14 protein-coding genes and 1 riboswitch are annotated in these 16,249 nt (G+C 67.7%); of the genes, 3 read left to right on the top strand and 11 right to left on the bottom strand.

Annotation, left to right across the window (positions count from 1 at the left end; all coding sequences use genetic code 11):
* Positions 1-4: 4 nt before the first annotated feature.
* Positions 5-880 (bottom strand): aldo/keto reductase, encoded by an 876-nt coding sequence (locus RU01_RS06445; protein ID WP_042573712.1) that lies wholly within the window; start codon positions 878-880, stop codon positions 5-7.
* 140 nt (positions 881-1,020) lie between these two features.
* Here RU01_RS06445 and RU01_RS06450 point away from each other — a divergent pair, with 140 nt between their 5' ends.
* The 3 genes from RU01_RS06450 (at position 1,021) to RU01_RS06460 (ending at position 6,228) form a co-directional block, all read left to right on the top strand.
* Complete coding sequence (locus tag RU01_RS06450) at positions 1,021-3,198, top strand: malate synthase G (RefSeq protein ID WP_042573713.1); 2,178 nt, start codon at positions 1,021-1,023, stop codon at positions 3,196-3,198.
* 124 nt (positions 3,199-3,322) lie between these two features.
* On the top strand, positions 3,323-5,053 hold the full coding sequence (locus RU01_RS06455; RefSeq protein ID WP_042573714.1) for a VWA domain-containing protein: 1,731 nt from the start codon (positions 3,323-3,325) through the stop codon (positions 5,051-5,053).
* 32 nt (positions 5,054-5,085) lie between these two features.
* On the top strand, positions 5,086-6,228 hold the full coding sequence (locus RU01_RS06460) for a metallophosphoesterase (RefSeq protein WP_042573715.1): 1,143 nt from the start codon (positions 5,086-5,088) through the stop codon (positions 6,226-6,228).
* Between the two features lie 16 nt (positions 6,229-6,244).
* On the opposite strand, the gene gcvP is transcribed toward RU01_RS06460, so the two are convergent.
* The 10 genes from gcvP to RU01_RS06510 form a co-directional block, all read right to left on the bottom strand.
* A complete protein-coding gene (gene gcvP / locus RU01_RS06465; RefSeq protein WP_042573747.1) occupies positions 6,245-9,103 on the bottom strand; it encodes an aminomethyl-transferring glycine dehydrogenase in 2,859 nt (952 codons plus the stop codon).
* A 169-nt stretch (positions 9,104-9,272) separates the two neighbouring features.
* Positions 9,273-9,390, bottom strand: a riboswitch (glycine riboswitch).
* Between the two features lie 49 nt (positions 9,391-9,439).
* A complete protein-coding gene (locus RU01_RS06470; RefSeq protein ID WP_156148818.1) occupies positions 9,440-10,006 on the bottom strand; it encodes a MerR family transcriptional regulator in 567 nt (188 codons plus the stop codon).
* Positions 10,007-10,253: 247 nt separating this feature from the next.
* A complete protein-coding gene (locus RU01_RS06475; RefSeq protein WP_042573717.1) occupies positions 10,254-10,730 on the bottom strand; it encodes a bifunctional nuclease family protein in 477 nt (158 codons plus the stop codon).
* Positions 10,731-10,863: 133 nt separating this feature from the next.
* Complete coding sequence (ftsR, locus tag RU01_RS06480; RefSeq protein ID WP_042573718.1) at positions 10,864-11,604, bottom strand: transcriptional regulator FtsR; 741 nt, start codon at positions 11,602-11,604, stop codon at positions 10,864-10,866.
* Entirely contained in the window at positions 11,604-12,104 is a 501-nt protein-coding gene (garA, locus tag RU01_RS06485) for a glycogen accumulation regulator GarA (protein WP_042573719.1), read from the bottom strand. The genes ftsR and garA overlap by 1 nt, the downstream gene beginning before the upstream one ends.
* A gap of 186 nt (positions 12,105-12,290) precedes the next feature.
* Entirely contained in the window at positions 12,291-12,695 is a 405-nt protein-coding gene (gene gcvH / locus RU01_RS06490; protein ID WP_042573720.1) for a glycine cleavage system protein GcvH, read from the bottom strand.
* Between the two features lie 124 nt (positions 12,696-12,819).
* Complete coding sequence (locus tag RU01_RS06495) at positions 12,820-13,440, bottom strand: CDP-alcohol phosphatidyltransferase family protein (RefSeq protein WP_042573721.1); 621 nt, start codon at positions 13,438-13,440, stop codon at positions 12,820-12,822.
* 37 nt (positions 13,441-13,477) lie between these two features.
* Complete coding sequence (locus RU01_RS06500; protein ID WP_042573722.1) at positions 13,478-14,086, bottom strand: NUDIX hydrolase; 609 nt, start codon at positions 14,084-14,086, stop codon at positions 13,478-13,480.
* Between the two features lie 22 nt (positions 14,087-14,108).
* The gene (locus RU01_RS06505) at positions 14,109-15,410 is read right to left on the bottom strand and encodes a GAF domain-containing protein (RefSeq protein ID WP_042573723.1); all 1,302 of its coding nucleotides are present in this window, start codon (positions 15,408-15,410) and stop codon (positions 14,109-14,111) included.
* A 58-nt stretch (positions 15,411-15,468) separates the two neighbouring features.
* Entirely contained in the window at positions 15,469-16,248 is a 780-nt protein-coding gene (locus tag RU01_RS06510) for an acetoin reductase (protein WP_042573724.1), read from the bottom strand.
* Position 16,249: the final 1 nt, after the last annotated feature.

Consider the following 16,249-nt stretch of genomic DNA (forward strand, 5'->3'; position numbering starts at 1 on the left):
CAGGTCATGCTCCGATCGCGGACAGTTCCTCGAACTCGTCGTCGGTGAGCTCGATCCCCGCGGCCGCCACGTTGTCCTCGAGGTGGCCGACGCTGGACGTCCCCGGGATCGGCAGCATGACGGGCGAGCGACGCAGCAGCCACGCCAGTGCCAGCTGGGACGCCGACACTCCGTGACGCGTCGCGAGTTCGGTGAGCGGGCTGCCCTCGCCGGTCAGCTGACCGGTGGCCAGCGGGAACCACGGGATGAAGCCGATGTTCTGCTCGGTGGACCAGTCGAGCAGTTCCTGCGAGGACCGGTCGGTGAGGTTGTAGAGGTTCTGCACGGAGACGATCTCGGCGACCTTCTGCGCCTGCTTCACCTCGTCGACGGATACCTGACTCAACCCGATGTGGCGGATCTTGCCCTCGTCCTGCAGTGCCTTGAGCTCGCCGACCTGGTCCTCGACGGGAACCTCCGGGTCGATGCGGTGCAGCTGGAACAGGTCGATGCGGTCGAGTCCGAGACGACGCAGGCTGAGCTCGGCCTGCTGGCGGAGGTAGGCGGGGCGACCGACCGGGTTCCACTGGCCCGGTCCCTGCCGCGTGAGGCCGGCCTTCGTCGCGATGACGACGTCGTCCGCGTACGGATGAAGCGCCTCGGCGAGAAGGTCTTCGGCCACCTCTGGCCCGTAGCTGTCGGCGGTGTCGAAGAAGGTGACGCCGAGTTCGACCGCGCGACGCAGGACGCGGATCGCCTCGTCCCGATCACGAGGAGGACCCCAGACGCCCTCACCGGGAAGTTGCATCGTGCCGTATCCGAGTCGGACGACCTCGAGGTCGCCGCCGAGCAGGAAGGTGCCCGACGAGCGGGCCGGGGCTGTGGTGTCGGAAGAAGTCATAGGCGTTACGACGCCGCGCGGACGACTTCTATTCCGCTGCACCTCGGGTGACGCGACGAGCGAGATCTACCTCTGGGTAACATCGGGGCGATCCAGCGCGGCACTGTGGCCGCGGTAGACGATTCTAGTGAGGGGCTGTGATGACCGAACGCGTTCAGGTCGGCGATCTGCAGGTGGCGGCTGTGCTGCACGAATTCGTGGAGAAGCAGGCGTTGCCGGGTACCGGAGTTGATTCCGACGCGTTCTGGGCCGGTGTCGGTTCCATCATCGCCGACCTCGCACCGAAGAACCGTGCGCTGCTCGACGTCCGCGACGACATCCAGGGCAAGCTCGACGCCTGGCACTCCGAGCATCCCGGCGCGGACTACGACAAGGCGAAGTACAAGGCGTTCCTGTCGGAGATCGGCTACCTGCAGGACGAGCCGGCCGCCTTCCACATCACCACCGAGGGCGTCGACACCGAGATCACCACCACCGCCGGGCCGCAGCTGGTCGTGCCCGTGCTGAACGCACGGTTCGCGATCAACGCGTCCAACGCCCGCTGGGGATCGTTGTACGACGCGCTCTACGGAACCGACGCCATCTCCGAGGCCGACGGTGCCGAGAAGGGCACCGGCTACAACAAGGTGCGCGGCGACAAGGTGATCGCGTTCGCGCGTGGCTTCCTCGACGACTCCGTCCCGCTCACGTCCGGTTCGCACGTCGATGCCACCGCGTACGTGATCGACGGATCCACGCTCGCCGTCACGCTGTCCTCCGGTGAGACGGTGGGCCTCGCGTCACCCGACACTCTCCTCGGATACACCGGCGACCCGAACGCGCCCACCGGAATCCTGTTCGTGCACAACGGCTTGCACTTCGAGCTGCAGATCGACGCGGAAAGCCCGATCGGCAAGACCGACGCGGCCGGCGTCAAGGACGTGGTGCTCGAGTCCGCTGTCACTGCCATCATGGACTTCGAGGACTCCGTCGCGGCCGTCGACGCCGACGACAAGGTGCTGGGCTACCGCAACTGGCTGGGACTGATGCGCGGAGACCTCGCCGAGGAGGTCACCAAGGGTGGCAAGACCTTCACACGCACGATGAATCCGGACCGGGTGTACACGGCCCTGGACGGATCCGAGCTCACCCTGCACGGTCGGTCGCTGCTGTTCGTCCGCAACGTGGGCCACCTGATGACCACGGATGCGATCCTGGACAAGGACGGCAACGAGATCCCCGAGGGCATCCTCGACGCGATCCTGACCTCGCTCACCGGAAAGCACAGTCTCGCCGAGGGCGTGGCCCTGAGCAACAGCCGTACGGGATCGCTCTACATCGTCAAGCCGAAGATGCACGGCCCCGACGAGGTGGCCTTCACGAACGAACTGTTCGGACGCGTCGAGGACGTGCTCGAGCTGCCTCGCAACACCCTCAAGGTCGGCATCATGGACGAGGAACGACGCACCACGGTCAACCTCGCCGCCTGCATCCTCGCGGCGAAGGAACGCGTCGTGTTCATCAACACCGGCTTCCTCGACCGCACCGGCGACGAGATCCACACCTCCATGGAGGCGGGCGCCGTCGTGCGCAAGGCCGAGATGAAGAAGCAGACGTGGATCGCCGCCTACGAGGACTGGAACGTCGACACCGGCCTCGCTGCCGGCCTCGAGGGCAAGGCTCAGATCGGCAAGGGCATGTGGGCGATGCCCGATCTCATGCACGACATGCTCGAGCAGAAGATCAACCACCCGAAGGCGGGTGCCAACACCGCGTGGGTTCCGTCTCCCACCGCGGCGACTCTGCACGCGACGCACTACCACCAGGTCGACGTGTTCGCGCGCCAGGAAGAGATCGCGAAGTCCAGGCGGGCATCCGTCGACGACATCCTCGAGATCCCGCTGGCGTCGGACACGTCGTGGACCGATGCCGAGAAGCAGAACGAGCTGGACAACAACTGCCAGTCGATCCTCGGCTACGTCGTTCGCTGGATCGACCACGGTGTCGGCTGCTCCAAGGTGCCGGACATCGAGGACGTCGCACTCATGGAAGACCGTGCGACGCTTCGTATCTCGAGCCAGCTGCTGGCCAACTGGGTGCGTCACGGCATCGTCTCCGAAGACGACGTCGTCGCATCGCTCAACCGGATGGCGCCGGTGGTGGATCGTCAGAACGCCGACGACCCCACGTATCGGCCGTTGGCTCAGGACAGCGAGAACAACATCGCGTTCAACGCGGCCAAGGATCTGATCCTGCTGGGCACTCGTCAGCCCAACGGCTACACCGAGCCGATCCTGCACGCGCGTCGCCGCGAGTTCAAGGCTGCCGAGGCATCCTGACCCGTAGATTCGAGGTCGACGGAGACCCGGGGGCAGCCGGGTCTCCACAGACATCACGAGAGGGCACGGGGACGACATGGGTGAGCACCGTCGGGCGGGATCCACGACGGTAGGGCGACGCGGCGTGAGCCGCGGGCCCATCGTGGTCCTCGTCGTCCTCGTGCTGATCGTCGCTGCCGTCTTCGGCTGGTTCGCGTTGCGGGATCGCATCGTGAACGAGGGCGAGCAGGCAGCCAAGGCGTGTGTCGAGGGGCCCGCGACCTTGGCTGTCACCGCCGACCCCGACATCGTCGACGCGGTGCGCACCGTCGCCGCGGCCTACGACGCGACCGCACCGGTCGTACGCGATCACTGCGTGAGCACCGCGGTCACCTCGACGCCGTCCGCCGCGGTCGCGCAGGCACTGGCGTCCGAGAACTACGACGAGTCGCAGGCCGGTCCCCGACCGTCGCTGTGGATCCCGACGTCGTCGGGCGATGCCGCCGAGGTCGTTGCGGCGCGCTCGGTCGACAGCACGCCGCGGTCCCTCGCCACCAGCCCCGTCGTACTCGGTGTCGCACCGGAACTCGCGGACACCCTCGGCGGCGCCGCCGTCGGATGGGCGGATCTCCCGCGTCTCGCCACACAGTCGCAGTCTCTCGATGCCATCGGGGCAACCGGCTGGGGGTCGCTTCGTCCTGCACTGCCCGCGTCACCCTCCACGACCGCAGCCGCGGAGGCGATCGCTGCGGCGACCGCGGATCCGGCGGCGACCGGCGCTCCCAGCGCGGAACAAGCCGCGAGCCCGGCCGTCGTCGCCGCGATCTCCCAGTTGTCCCGCGCCGCCTCGTCGGCGGCGTCGACCCCGCCTGCCGATACCGACGCCGCGCTCGATGCGATGGTGCAGGCCGGGGATCCCGCGGCAGCGCCCGTCCACGCCGTTCCCGTCACCGAGCAACAGCTCTTCGGCCGCATCTCCGAAGGCCAGCAACTTGCTGCCTTCCGGCCGGCCGGCGCCACACCCGTCGCCGATCATCCCGCTGTCGTGCTGTCCGGATCGGACGACACGCAGCGTGCCGCGGCCGCCGAGTTCGCCGAGTTCGCCCGCGCGTCCGATCAGCACCGGACGTTCCTCGACCGGGGTTTCCGGATCCCGGCTGCCTCCGGCGGTACCGACACCACGCCGGCCCCCGTCGCCGGCCTCACGTTCCCGGCCGTCGGGCAACCGGCAGCGGTGACCGATCCCGCCGCGCGTCGAGCAGTGCTGGCCACCCTCGCATCGCCGACGCGTCCATCCAGCACCACCGTGCTTCTCGACGTGTCGGGGTCGATGGAATCCCTCGACGGCGGTTCGACACGGTTGGCGAATGTCACCGCGGCACTTCGCGGAGCGATCGACTCGGTGCCCGACGTCGGACGAGTCGGATTGTGGACCTACAGCAGAGCTCTGGACGGACCGCGCCCGTACCGTGTCGAACAACCGCTCGGTGACCTGACCGCCGACACGCGTGCTGCTCTGGACGCGTCACTGTCCTCACTGACGCCCGCCACCGCGACGTCGACGTATGCGTCGGTGCAAGCTGCCTATGCTTCGGCAGTTCAGAACAAGGGTGGAGACGGAATCGACTCGGTTCTGCTCATCACCGACGGGCCCAACGACGACACCTCCATCTCGTCCGCACGCTTTCTGCAATCCATCGCCGACGCGTCCGACCCGGCTCGGCCGGTGCGCGTCGACGTCGTCTCCCTCACGGACAACTCCGACATCGACACTCTGCGCACACTTGCCCAGCAGACGGGTGGAGAACTCGTCGAGGTGTCGTCGTCCGATCCGACGCTCGCCGCCACCCTCGGTCGACTCTCGACCGACCGGTAAGTCGCCCTACCCGCTCCCGAAGGGCACCCCCTGTGATCCGCATGCTCACCTTCGCCGTCGTTCTGGCGATCGTCACCTACGTGCTCCACCGACGCCTCGTCGTGGCGACGCGGCTGTCCGGTACCGCCCGCCACGGCGCCGACCTAGTACTCGTCCTGTTCTGGGCCGCGGCCGTCATCGGTATCGGGAGCGGCGAAGTGCTAGACCCGTCCTGGGCACGCTACGTCGCGTACCCGGGTCTGACCTGGTTGGCAGCGCTGCTCTATCTCTCGCTCGGGGCGATCGTCCTCGCGCTCGGCGCGCTGGTCGTCCGCATCGCCGGACGACTCTCCCGCCGCGACACCTCTCGCGCGCGGGCCACGTTCCTACGCCGCTCTACGGCGGTGCTCGTACTCGGCACCGTCGCGGCGGTGGCGTACGGAGTCGTCGAGGCCGCCACACCGCGCGTCACCCGGACGACTGTGGAGCTGTCGGCACTTCCGCCGTCCTTCGACGGGATGCGCGTAGGGCTCGTCTCCGATCTGCATGTTGGTCCGGCGCGAGGGCGCGCGTTCGTCCAGGGTGTCGTCGACTCGTTGATGGCGGAGAAGCCCGATCTGATCATCGTCGCCGGCGATCTCGTCGACGGCACCGTCGACCTGGTGGGGCCGTCGCTCGAGCCGCTGAGCCAGCTGTCGGCTCCGCAGGGCGTCGTCGTCACCAGTGGGAACCACGAGTTCTATGCCGGTGACGGAGGCGCCTGGTTGGACCTGTACGACTCGCTGGGACTGACCGTGCTCCGCAACGAGACACTGTCACTGGATCGAGGTGTGGACTCGATCGACCTGGTCGGTATCGAGGACCTCACCGCACCCGAACCGTACGAACCCGATCTGGCCTCGGCGCTCGAGGGCACGGACCCCGACGATTTCCAGTTACTGGTCGCGCACCAGCCGAAGCAGGCTGTCGAGGCGTCGGACCTCGGGGTGGACATGCAGGTGTCCGGGCACACGCACGGCGGTCAGATCTGGCCGATCGTGTATCTCGTTCCGCTGCAGCAACCGTCGGTCGAGGGGCTGGACACGGTGGGAAGGACCACCCTGTTCACCACGCGCGGCGCCGGCGCGTGGGGTCCTCCGGTGCGCATCGGCGCGCCGCCCGAGATCTCCGTGCTGGAGCTTCGGACGGCGCGCTGACGGTCGGACCCGACGGTCAGGCGAAGGCTTCGATCGGCGGGCACGAGCAGACGAGGTTGCGGTCGCCGTGTGCACCGTCGATGCGACGCACGGACGGCCACACCTTCGGCCGAGACGTTCCCGCCGGGTAGACGGCAATTTCGCGGGAGTACGCGTGGTTCCACTCGGTGACCAGGCAGTGCGCGGTGTGTGGTGCGCCCCGGAGCGGATTGTCGTCCACGGTCCACTCACCCGACGCGACGCGTTCGATCTCGGCGCGGATGGAGATCATCGCGTCCACGAAAGCATCGATCTCGTCGAGGTTCTCGCTTTCCGTCGGCTCGATCATCAAGGTTCCCGACACCGGGAAGCTCATCGTCGGGGCGTGGAACCCGTAGTCCGCCAACCGCTTCGCGACGTCGTCGACCGTGACGCCCGTGCGTTTGGTGATCGGCCGCAGATCCAGGATGCACTCGTGCGCCACCATCGAGCGGTCACCGGTGTAGAGCACGGGGAAGTACTCGTCGAGTCGACGCGCGATGTAGTTGGCCGACGCGATGGCCGTGAGCGTCGCGCGGCGCAGGCCGGCAGCACCCATCATCCGGATGTACGCCCACGTGATCGGGAGGATGGAGGCGGACCCGTAGGGAGCTGCGGAGATCGCGCCCGTCTCGCCGAGACCCTCGACGAACGGGTGACCCGGCAGGAACGGCGTGAGGTGCGACCGCACACCGATCGGACCGACTCCGGGACCTCCACCGCCGTGCGGGATGCAGAACGTCTTGTGCAGGTTGAGGTGACTCACGTCGCCGCCGAAACGACCCGGACGTGCGACACCCACCAGCGCGTTGAGGTTGGCTCCGTCGACGTAGACCTGACCACCGGCGTCGTGCACCGCGGCGCAGATGTCGCCGATCTCGTGCTCGAACACGCCGTGGGTGGACGGGTAGGTGATCATGATCGCCGCGAGGGACGCGGCGTGCTGCTCCACCTTGGCGCGGAGGTCGTCGACATCGACATCCCCGTTCACCCGACAGGCGACGACGACGACCTTCATTCCTGCCATCACGGCGGACGCCGCGTTGGTCCCGTGTGCGCTGGACGGGATCAGGCAGATCGTCCGTCCGTCGTCGCCCCGGCTGCGGTGGTAGTTGCGGATGGCGAGCAGTCCTGCGTACTCACCCTGGCTGCCGGCGTTCGGTTGCAGGGAGACCGCGTCGTACCCCGTGACGGCGACCAGCCACTCCTCCAGATCGGAGATGATCCGCGCCATGCCCGGCGCATCGTCCGCGGGAGCGAATGGGTGCACCCCGTTGAAGCCCGGCCAGGTGATGGGCTCCATCTCGGCCGTCGCGTTCAACTTCATGGTGCAGGAACCCAGCGGGATCATGCTGCGGTCCAGCGCGATGTCCTTGTCGGACAACGCCCGCAGGTACCGGAGCATCGCCGTCTCGGTGCGGTAGCGCGTGAAGGCCGGGTGCGTCATGAATTCCGTGGTACGCGTCGACACCGCGGAAATCGCGGGCTCCGCGGGCTCGGCAGGTGCCGTCACCCCGAAGGCGTACAGCACGGCGTCGATGTGCGCGTCGACGGTCGCCTCGTCGCACGAGATACCGACGTGGTCGTCGTCGACGAAACGCAGGTTGATCGCCGCACCGGACTTGGCAGAGGCGACGACGGAGGCCGCGCGCCCGGGAACGTGGGCCAGCACCGTATCGAAGTAGTGCGCGTGCACGACGGTGACGCCACCGGCGGTCAACGCGGCGCCCAGCGAGGCTGCGTGGCCGGCGACGCGGCGTGCGATCGAGGTCAGTCCGTCGGCGCCGTGGTAGCTGCCGTACATCGCGGCGACCACGGCCAACAGCACCTGTGCGGTGCAGATGTTCGACGTCGCCTTCTCGCGGCGGATGTGCTGCTCGCGGGTCTGCAGGGCGAGGCGGTAGGCGGGGGCACCGTCGGCGTCGACGGAGACTCCGACGAGGCGGCCGGGAAGCTGACGGGCGTGAGCGGTACGCACGGCCAGGTAGCCGGCGTGCGGTCCGCCGTACCCCATCGGGACGCCGAAGCGCTGCGAGGTGCCGAAGCAGGCGTCTGCACCCTGTTCACCCGGTGAGGTGATCAGGGTGGCGGCGAGCAGGTCGGCTCCGACGGCGACCAGGGCACCACGCTCGTGCGCGTCGGCGATCACGGACGTCAGATCGACGATACGTCCGGACGCTCCCGGAGTCTGCGAGATGACGCCGAAGAAGTCACCGTCCGGCAGACCCTCGGCGAGATCGGCGTCGACCAGGTCGATACCGAGCGGCTCCGCGCGCGTCGCGATCACGGCGCGCGTCTGCGGGAACAGGTCCGTGTCCAGCACCAGGCGCGGGGACTTCGACTTGCCCGCGCGGCGGAGCAGCGTCATCGCCTCGGCCGCGGCGGTGCCCTCGTCGAGCATGGAGGAGTTGGCGATGTCCATCCCGGTCAGGTCGGACACCATCGTCTGGAAGTTGAGCAGGGCTTCGAGTCGGCCCTGGCTGATCTCGGGCTGGTACGGCGTGTACGCGGTGTACCAGGCCGGGTTCTCGAGAATGTTGCGGACCAGCACCGGCGGCGTCAGCGTGTCGCTGTATCCCTGCCCGATCATGGACGTCGCGACGGTGTTGCTCGCGGCGAGCGCAGCCAGTTCGGCGAGCGCCTCGTGCTCCGACACCGGAGTCGGCAGAGCGTCGAGCCCGGCGGCGATACCGTCGGTCGTTGCATCGAGGATGTCGGCCGGAACGGCGGCAGCCGCAAGGTCGTCCAGACTCGACACCCCGATGACATCGAGCAGACGTGCGGTCTGGTCGGCGTCGGGACCGATGTGCCGGTCGACGAACGTGCGGAGTTCGGGTGTGCGAGGTTCGGCGGTCACGTGTACTCCCGGGGTGGTGGCGAGGTGCACGCCCCACACGCAGGGAGAGGCGCCCCTCTCCCTCTGTCGTGATGCCCTGCCGCAGCGGGGCGCCTGAGAGATTCGGTCACCGCGAGCGGCGCCTTTCCCCGTGGGCGGGTGGTCGGTTCCACCACTTTCCAGAGGCGTCGGAGCCCGCACGGTCCGGGTGCCTGAGAGATTGACGGAGAGGTGCTGCTCCTTCGGCGCTCGCCCGGGCTCGTTCGGTGAAAGAACGTGTCCGGTCGAAGCTCTCCCGTGCGGCGTCGACGCAGAGTCGAGTATATGTGACCGGCGCCGGAAGTAGCGTGCGGGCGGTCAGCCGGTCTTGCGGCTCGCGCGGTTCTTGCGGCGTGACGCCAGCTCGTCCTCGGGGGTCGGCTGGGCCTCGCCACCGTCGGCGCGCTCGGCCGGGAAGTCGGCGATTGCACCGGTGAGCTCGCGCATCGCACCGCTGACGGCGATACCGAAGACGCCCTGACCGCCCTGCAGGAGATCGACGACCTCCTCGGCAGAGGTGCATTCGTAGACCGTGGTGCCGTCGGAGAACAGCGTGATGCGGGCCAGATCGGCGACGCCGCGTCGGCGCAGATGGTCGACGGCCACGCGGATGTTCTGCAGCGAGATACCGGTGTCCAGGAGCCGCTTGACGATCTTCAGGACGAGAATGTCCTTGAACGAGTAGAGACGCTGACTACCGGAACCGGCAGCACCACGAATGGACGGTACGACCAACCCGGTCCGCGCCCAGTAGTCCAGCTGGCGGTAGGTGATGCCGGCGATCTGGCACGCACTGGGAACCCGGTAGCCGACCAACTCGTCCGGAACCGAATCGTCGGGGAACAGACCTGGCTGGGCCTCGTCCACGTCGTTCGATGCCGGCAGGTTCGTCTGCTCCGGCTCCTGCGGCTGATCTGCCACGTGCTTTTCTCCCTCTCGGACGACTGTGGTCGTACTCCCCAGATCGGTGAGTGCGACGACGACGTCCGTGGCGTACGGCGAGGTCGAGAATACGCCCCCGTCGAGAAGAACGACACGTCCTTCATCGACCCGAACGCTATGGACAGACTCGGGCGAATTCAACGCGCCACGCGGTAAGCCTCAACCTCAACTCAAGGGTGAGACTCGATCGTTATGAACCGCCGCTCGCCTTGAAGTCGTCCGGCGAGATGGTGTCCAGGAATTCCTTGAACTTCTCGACCTCGTCCTCGCGCTCGTCCGGCATGACGAGCCCGGCCTCGGCCAGAACCGGCTCTTCCGCGTAGATCGGAACCCCGGCCCGCAGAGCGATCGCGATGGAGTCCGACGGGCGCGCTGACACCCGCACGTTCTGGTCGAACACGAGGTCCGCGTAGAAGGTGCCCTCCTGAAGGTCGACGATGCGTACTTCCTTCAGGGATCGACCGAGAGCGGTGACGATGTCACCGATCAGATCGTGCGTCAGAGGACGAGGGGGTTGGACACCCTGCTGCTCCAACGCGATGGCCGTGGCTTCGGTCTGACCGATCCAAATCGGCAGGTAGCGTTCACCATCCGACTCCCGCAACAGAAGGACCGGCTGATTCTGCGGCTGCTCCACCCGGATACCGATCACGCGCATCTCACCCATTGCGCCGCCTCCCAGCTGCTGTGTCTCGACCGTGATTTACCAGACTCGCGGACGTCTACTCCAGTGTATCGACCGCACCGCCGACGACCGATCCGACAAACGATCCGGCGACGGACCGTGCGGTGGACCGGAGTTACTTGTCCAGTATTCCGTGGACCGCGGACTTGACCAACGAGGTGTGCAGCGACAGCGAAAGAGCCGCGAGTTCACGGATCAACTCTTCGGCGCGATCCCGGGCACCCGCGTCGCGGCCCAAGGCCACGGGCCCTGCCACCTGAGCCAGCAGGGTCGCCTCCCTGTCCGCGGCGAGCTTGAACGCGCGCAGATGACGGACCTCGAGCCCGTACTGCGCCATCGACGCCGCGGTGGACACGAGGACCACCGCTTCCTCGTCGTAGAAGCCGGCGGGCCCGGCCGTGAGGAGTCCGCTCTTCTGTAGTTCGAGCAGGAAGCTCTCCTCGACGCCCGTGCGGGTGAGCAGGTCGTCCCTGCTCATCCGGACACGTCGTTCCCCCAGGAACTCCGTCGGCGACACGCTGCCGGGTGCCAACGCCAGGATGCGGGGACTCCTCGGTGCGGACGTACCGTCCACCACCGCGACGGTCGCCCGACTGTCCAGAGCGTCGAGCTGCTCCTTGATCACCTTGAGCGGAAGGTAGTGATCACGTTGAGCCGTGAGTACGTACCGCAACCGCTCGCAGTCCTCGATGGAGAACCTGCGGTAACCCGACGCCGTTCGTTCCGGGGAGATCAGTCCCTCGGCCTCGAGAAAACGGATCTTCGAAATGGTGACGTCGGGGAAGTCGGGGCGCAGTCGATCGAGTACGGACCCGATCGACATGCCACCACCGGACTGTTGCCCGACAGCCGTCATCAGCTACCTGCGCCGGCAGACGTCTCGCCGAGCTGTCCGCCTGCAGCCTGGCCCTTGGGGCCGGTGAGGAAGACGAGACGGAACTTGCCGATCTGCACCTCGTCGCCGTTGGCGAGGACGGCCGAGTCGACCGGTTCACGATTGACGTACGTGCCGTTCAGGCTGCCGACGTCGACGACCTGGAAATCCTCGTCGTCCTGACGGAACTCCGCGTGGCGACGGCTGACCGTGACGTCGTCGAGGAAGATGTCGCTGTCGGGGTGGCGTCCCGCGGACGTCGTGGGCTGGTCGAGCAGGAAACGGGACCCGGCGTTGGGACCGCGCTTGACCACCAGCAGGGCGGAACCGACAGGCAGGCCCTCGACACCGGACACCGGTGCTTCGGACGATCCCTGGGGCGCTGCTGCGGAGTCGATCTCGTTCAGGAAATCCGCTCGGAAGACCGATGTGGTCTCCGCGGGGGATTCTCCGTACACGCCGTCGTTGCCGTTATCGCTCACGTTTCTCCTCCTCGATCTGACCGCCCCTCACCCACGGGACGATTCAGCACATTCTCTTGTCACGCTTGTCTGACGGTTCTGCGGTTCCCCGACCGGGGTGCCGCGCGAACCACGTGAGGACCTTACCGACCGTACCTTGCGGACCGGCCCCGGTGGGCACGCTTACGCGGCCGTCCTGCCCCGCTGTTATGTGGATGTGATCGACGCGTATCCCTCGGCGTCCAACATGGACTCGAGGGCGTCGTCGAGTTCGGATTCGGAGTCCACCGACAGGTCGACGAGCCATCCGGCGCCGTAGGGGTCGGAGTTGACCAGTTCGGGGTCACCGTCCAACTCCCCGTTCACCGCAACCACTTTGGCGGACAGCGGGGCATAGATGTCCGACACGCTCTTGGTGGACTCGACCTCGCCGAGGGACTCCCCCGCGGACACCGCGTCGTCCTCGGTGGGCAACTGGACGAACACGACGTCGCCCAGCTGGGACTGCGCGAAGTCGGTGACACCGACGCGCACCGTCGTCGGGCCGGTCCGCTGGATCCACTCGTGCTCGGCGGTGTACCGCAACTCGGTGGGAATGTCGGTCTGGCTCACGTGAACCGGGTCCTTTCGTCACGAGCGGCCCACACGTCGTGGGAGTGGCAGAAACGATGTGTCCTGACGAGAAACGCTCTGCGCAGAGCGTATTGGCGTCCTTTCCCCGTCCGCAAGGCGGGAGTCACCGTCCGACGAGCGGCAGCCGTCGTACGGGCCCCAGGGCGAGCGCGAGATAGAGCGCCCCCGTCCAGACGTACAGTGCGGTCCCCCACACCAGCAGCGCCAGCGCCGGAACCTCGATGATGTCGGCGCCGGACCAGTCGACGCGCGCCGCGAGGAGGAACGGCAGTGCGCTCATCAGGACGAAGGTGGCGGCCTTACCGAGGTAGATGACCTCTGGTGGCGCCAGACCTCGACGTCGATAGAGCAGGAGTGTCGCCGCCAGGATCGCGTCGCGTCCGATCAGCACGAGGGCCACCCACCACGGGAGGATCCCGGCGATGACGAACCCCACCAGCGTCGTCACGACATAGAGGCGGTCGACGAACGGGTCGAGGAGCGCACCGAGCGCGGAGGACTGATCGAGCAGTCTCGCCAGCTTGCCGTCCAACCAGTCGGTCGCACCGCTGACCAACAGCAGCACCAGAGCCCACCCGTAGGCGTGCTCGACGAGCAGCAGCCACAGGAACACCGGCACGCCGATCAGCCGGACGAGACTGAGGGCGTTCGGCACCGTGACGATGCGATCGTGCGCCACGTCGGCGATCACGTGTCGTGCGGTGTCGGACACCGGATCGGTCATGCTCCGAGCTTTCCACACCTCACCGCCGGAACGGGGCCTACCGCCACGCGAACACCGGCTGCTCGTAGTCGTGTACCCGAGTGCTCCGGCCACCGAGGACGACCTCCCGGAACTGATGGACGACGGCGCCGGTCGGAGCGTGGACAAGGGTGGTGCGGAACGGCCATTGGACCACCGGCCGTGGCGATTCCGGGATGTCGACGAAGCGGGCGTCCACGTCTAGTTCGTCGGCGGACACGCGATACAGGAACTCGACCTCGTCCGGGTTGGGCGTCAACTCGCCGGAGACATCGGCGATCCACACGACGAACGGGCGGATCACGTACCCGGACCGTGTGCGGTAGTCGTCGAGCGTGCCCAGAATCTGCTCCGCTCCCACCCGGACGCCGACTTCTTCATCGAGTTCGCGCAGAGCGGCCTCGGCCGGTGATTCACCGTCGTCGACACGACCTCCCGGCAAGGCGAACTGTCCCGGATGCGCGCGCATCCGGGAGGGCCGTTTGGTCAGCACCATGTGCCGCGAGCCCGGCGTTCCGCCGATGGCGACCGCCACCGAGGCGCGTCGTTCGTCGCCGCCTTCGATCACGCGTGCGTCGAATGCGCCGAGCGCCCTGGTGATCTCCGCACGTTCGAGCCGTGTGTCCATCGACCGAGAGTAGCGAGACCCGTCAGGGCTGCACACGGAAGGCGCGCACCGCCGGCGCTTCCGAGAACGGGAGGATTCTCGACCTGTCGTCGGGCAGCGTGAGTTCGATCGCCGCCGAGTCGTCCACTCGATACGGCTGCGTCGAGACCAACCCGGCGAACGTCTTCCGGAGTCGAGACATCTCGGCACGGACCGTAATGGAACGGCCGTGGTCGCCGAAGAGGTCGGTAGCCAGTTCCGCAGCGGTGCGGCCTCCGCGGTGGACGGCGAGCAGGAACAGGATCTCGGCGTGCCGTGGGCTGGGACGGTACGACCACCGCCCCAGTTCGCCGCGAACCTCCACGACGGTCTGCCGCGGGTCCGACACGTCGATACGCACCGTCGTCGGTGTGGCGTCGGTTCCGGTGATCACGTCCTCCCCCGAGCTCGACGGCCGCACCATCCACCCGCCCGGGAGCGGCTCGATGTCGCACACGCCCAGGGTGGGGACCCACGCTCGGCCGGCAGTGAGGTCGTCGGGCAGCGCGACCCGGTTGCAGATCGGCACCGCAGCCAGTGCGGCCACCCACCCGTGGTTGTCCACGGCCAACGCGGGGCGGCCGGTGCCGGCCAACATCGGCGCCGCGACGGAGCGGAGGCTGTCGAGTGTCAGTCGGTGCTGCTCTCGTAGCTGCGATTCCGCGAGGCGTGACACGGCGTCGATGAGCGCGAGCGTCGTGGGATGGACCGACGCGGCGGGTCCGCTGACATCGACGAGGCCCAGCACCCGTCCCGTCCGCGGATCCTTGATCGGAGAACTCGCACACGTCCACGCGTGGTGGGAGCGGACGAAATGCTCCGCGGAGAAGATCTGCACGGCCGAACGCGAGACCAGCGCGGTGCCGATGGCATTGGTTCCGACACTGTCCTCCGACCAGTCGGCACCGTCGACGAATCCCAACCGGTCCGCACGGTCGAGCACCGCGGGCGAACCGCTGCGCCACAGGACTCGGCCGAGCCGATCGGCGACGACCAGCAGGTTGTCGGAGTCCTGAAGTACGGACCGGAGACTTCCGGTCAGGTCGGGAAGGATGTCGACCAACCCGGATTCACGACGCATCTGTTCCAGTGCAGATGCATCGACCGCCGCGGCCGGTCCGTCGTTCTCGGGATCGACGCCCAGATCCATGACCCGCTGCCAGGAGTCTCCGATGACGTCGCGGGGGCGGGCCGGTGCGCGTGTGCCGGACATCGTCGCGTCGTAGACGCGGGTCAGCAACTGGGCGTATCGACGCGGGTCCTCGCCCGCCGCGACGGCGGGCTCGGGTTCGGAGGTTCGAGTCATCGACACCGATTGTGCTCCACATCACATATGGCGTCATCCCCGGGTCTTCTCCGATCGGTCATCGGTAGACGAGTCCACCGTCGATGAGACCAGCTTGACCGGTCATGTACGTCGCGTCCGGTCCTGCAAGGTAGGAGACGTATCCCGCGACGTCGTCGGGAGTCTCGGCACGGCCCAACGCGATACCGCCCACGAACTTCTCGTAGGTCGCGCCCTCCTCCGCGCCCGTCAGTTCGGCGAACCGCTTGTCGATGGTGACCCACATGTCCGTGCCGACCACACCCGGGCAGTAGGCGTTCACGGTGATCCCGGCGGAGGCGTACTCCTTGGCGGCGGCCTGCGTGAGACCGCGCACGGCGAACTTGGTGGCGCTGTACACACCGAGCATCTCGAACCCGTCGTGCCCCGCGATGGACGACGCGTTGATGATGCGGCCGGGCCGACCGAGCTCGACGAACTTCGCGGCGGCCGCCTGGATACCCCACAGCACACCCTCGACGTTGATCGACAAGATCCGGCCGACCTCCTCCGGCGTAGCCTCGGACAGCGGGCCGACGAGTGCGATCCCGGCATTGTTGACGACGATGTCGAGACCTCCCAGCTCCGAGGCGGCCCGGTCGACGGCGTCGAACACCTGACGGCGATCGCTGACGTCGGCGACGATCGTCGTGGCTGCGCGACCGAGCTCCCGCACCTCGTCGGCGACCCGGCCGATGCCGTCGTCGCGCACGTCGACGAGGGCGACGTCCGCGCCGTCCCGTGCGAGTCGTAGGGCAATTCCCCTCCCGATCCCCTGTCCTGCGCCGGTGACGAGTGCGACCTGTCCGTCGATGCTCATG

Origin of the sequence: Rhodococcus sp. MEB064 (assembly GCF_000834565.1) — a bacterium.
Lineage (GTDB): Bacteria > Actinomycetota > Actinomycetes > Mycobacteriales > Mycobacteriaceae > Rhodococcoides.

What these genes read in the sequence shown, in the direction of transcription:
- RU01_RS06445 (WP_042573712.1), bottom strand. Translation starts at nt 880, where the DNA reads ATGACTTCTTCCGACACCACAGCCCCGGCCCGCTCGTCGGGCACCTTC.
- RU01_RS06450 (WP_042573713.1), top strand. Translation starts at nt 1,021, where the DNA reads ATGACCGAACGCGTTCAGGTCGGCGATCTGCAGGTGGCGGCTGTGCTG.
- RU01_RS06475 (WP_042573717.1), bottom strand. Translation starts at nt 10,730, where the DNA reads ATGGGTGAGATGCGCGTGATCGGTATCCGGGTGGAGCAGCCGCAGAAT.
- ftsR (WP_042573718.1), bottom strand. Translation starts at nt 11,604, where the DNA reads ATGACGGCTGTCGGGCAACAGTCCGGTGGTGGCATGTCGATCGGGTCC.
- RU01_RS06495 (WP_042573721.1), bottom strand. Translation starts at nt 13,440, where the DNA reads ATGACCGATCCGGTGTCCGACACCGCACGACACGTGATCGCCGACGTG.
- RU01_RS06500 (WP_042573722.1), bottom strand. Translation starts at nt 14,086, where the DNA reads ATGGACACACGGCTCGAACGTGCGGAGATCACCAGGGCGCTCGGCGCA.
- RU01_RS06505 (WP_042573723.1), bottom strand. Translation starts at nt 15,410, where the DNA reads ATGACTCGAACCTCCGAACCCGAGCCCGCCGTCGCGGCGGGCGAGGAC.
- RU01_RS06510 (WP_042573724.1), bottom strand. Translation starts at nt 16,248, where the DNA reads ATGAGCATCGACGGACAGGTCGCACTCGTCACCGGCGCAGGACAGGGG.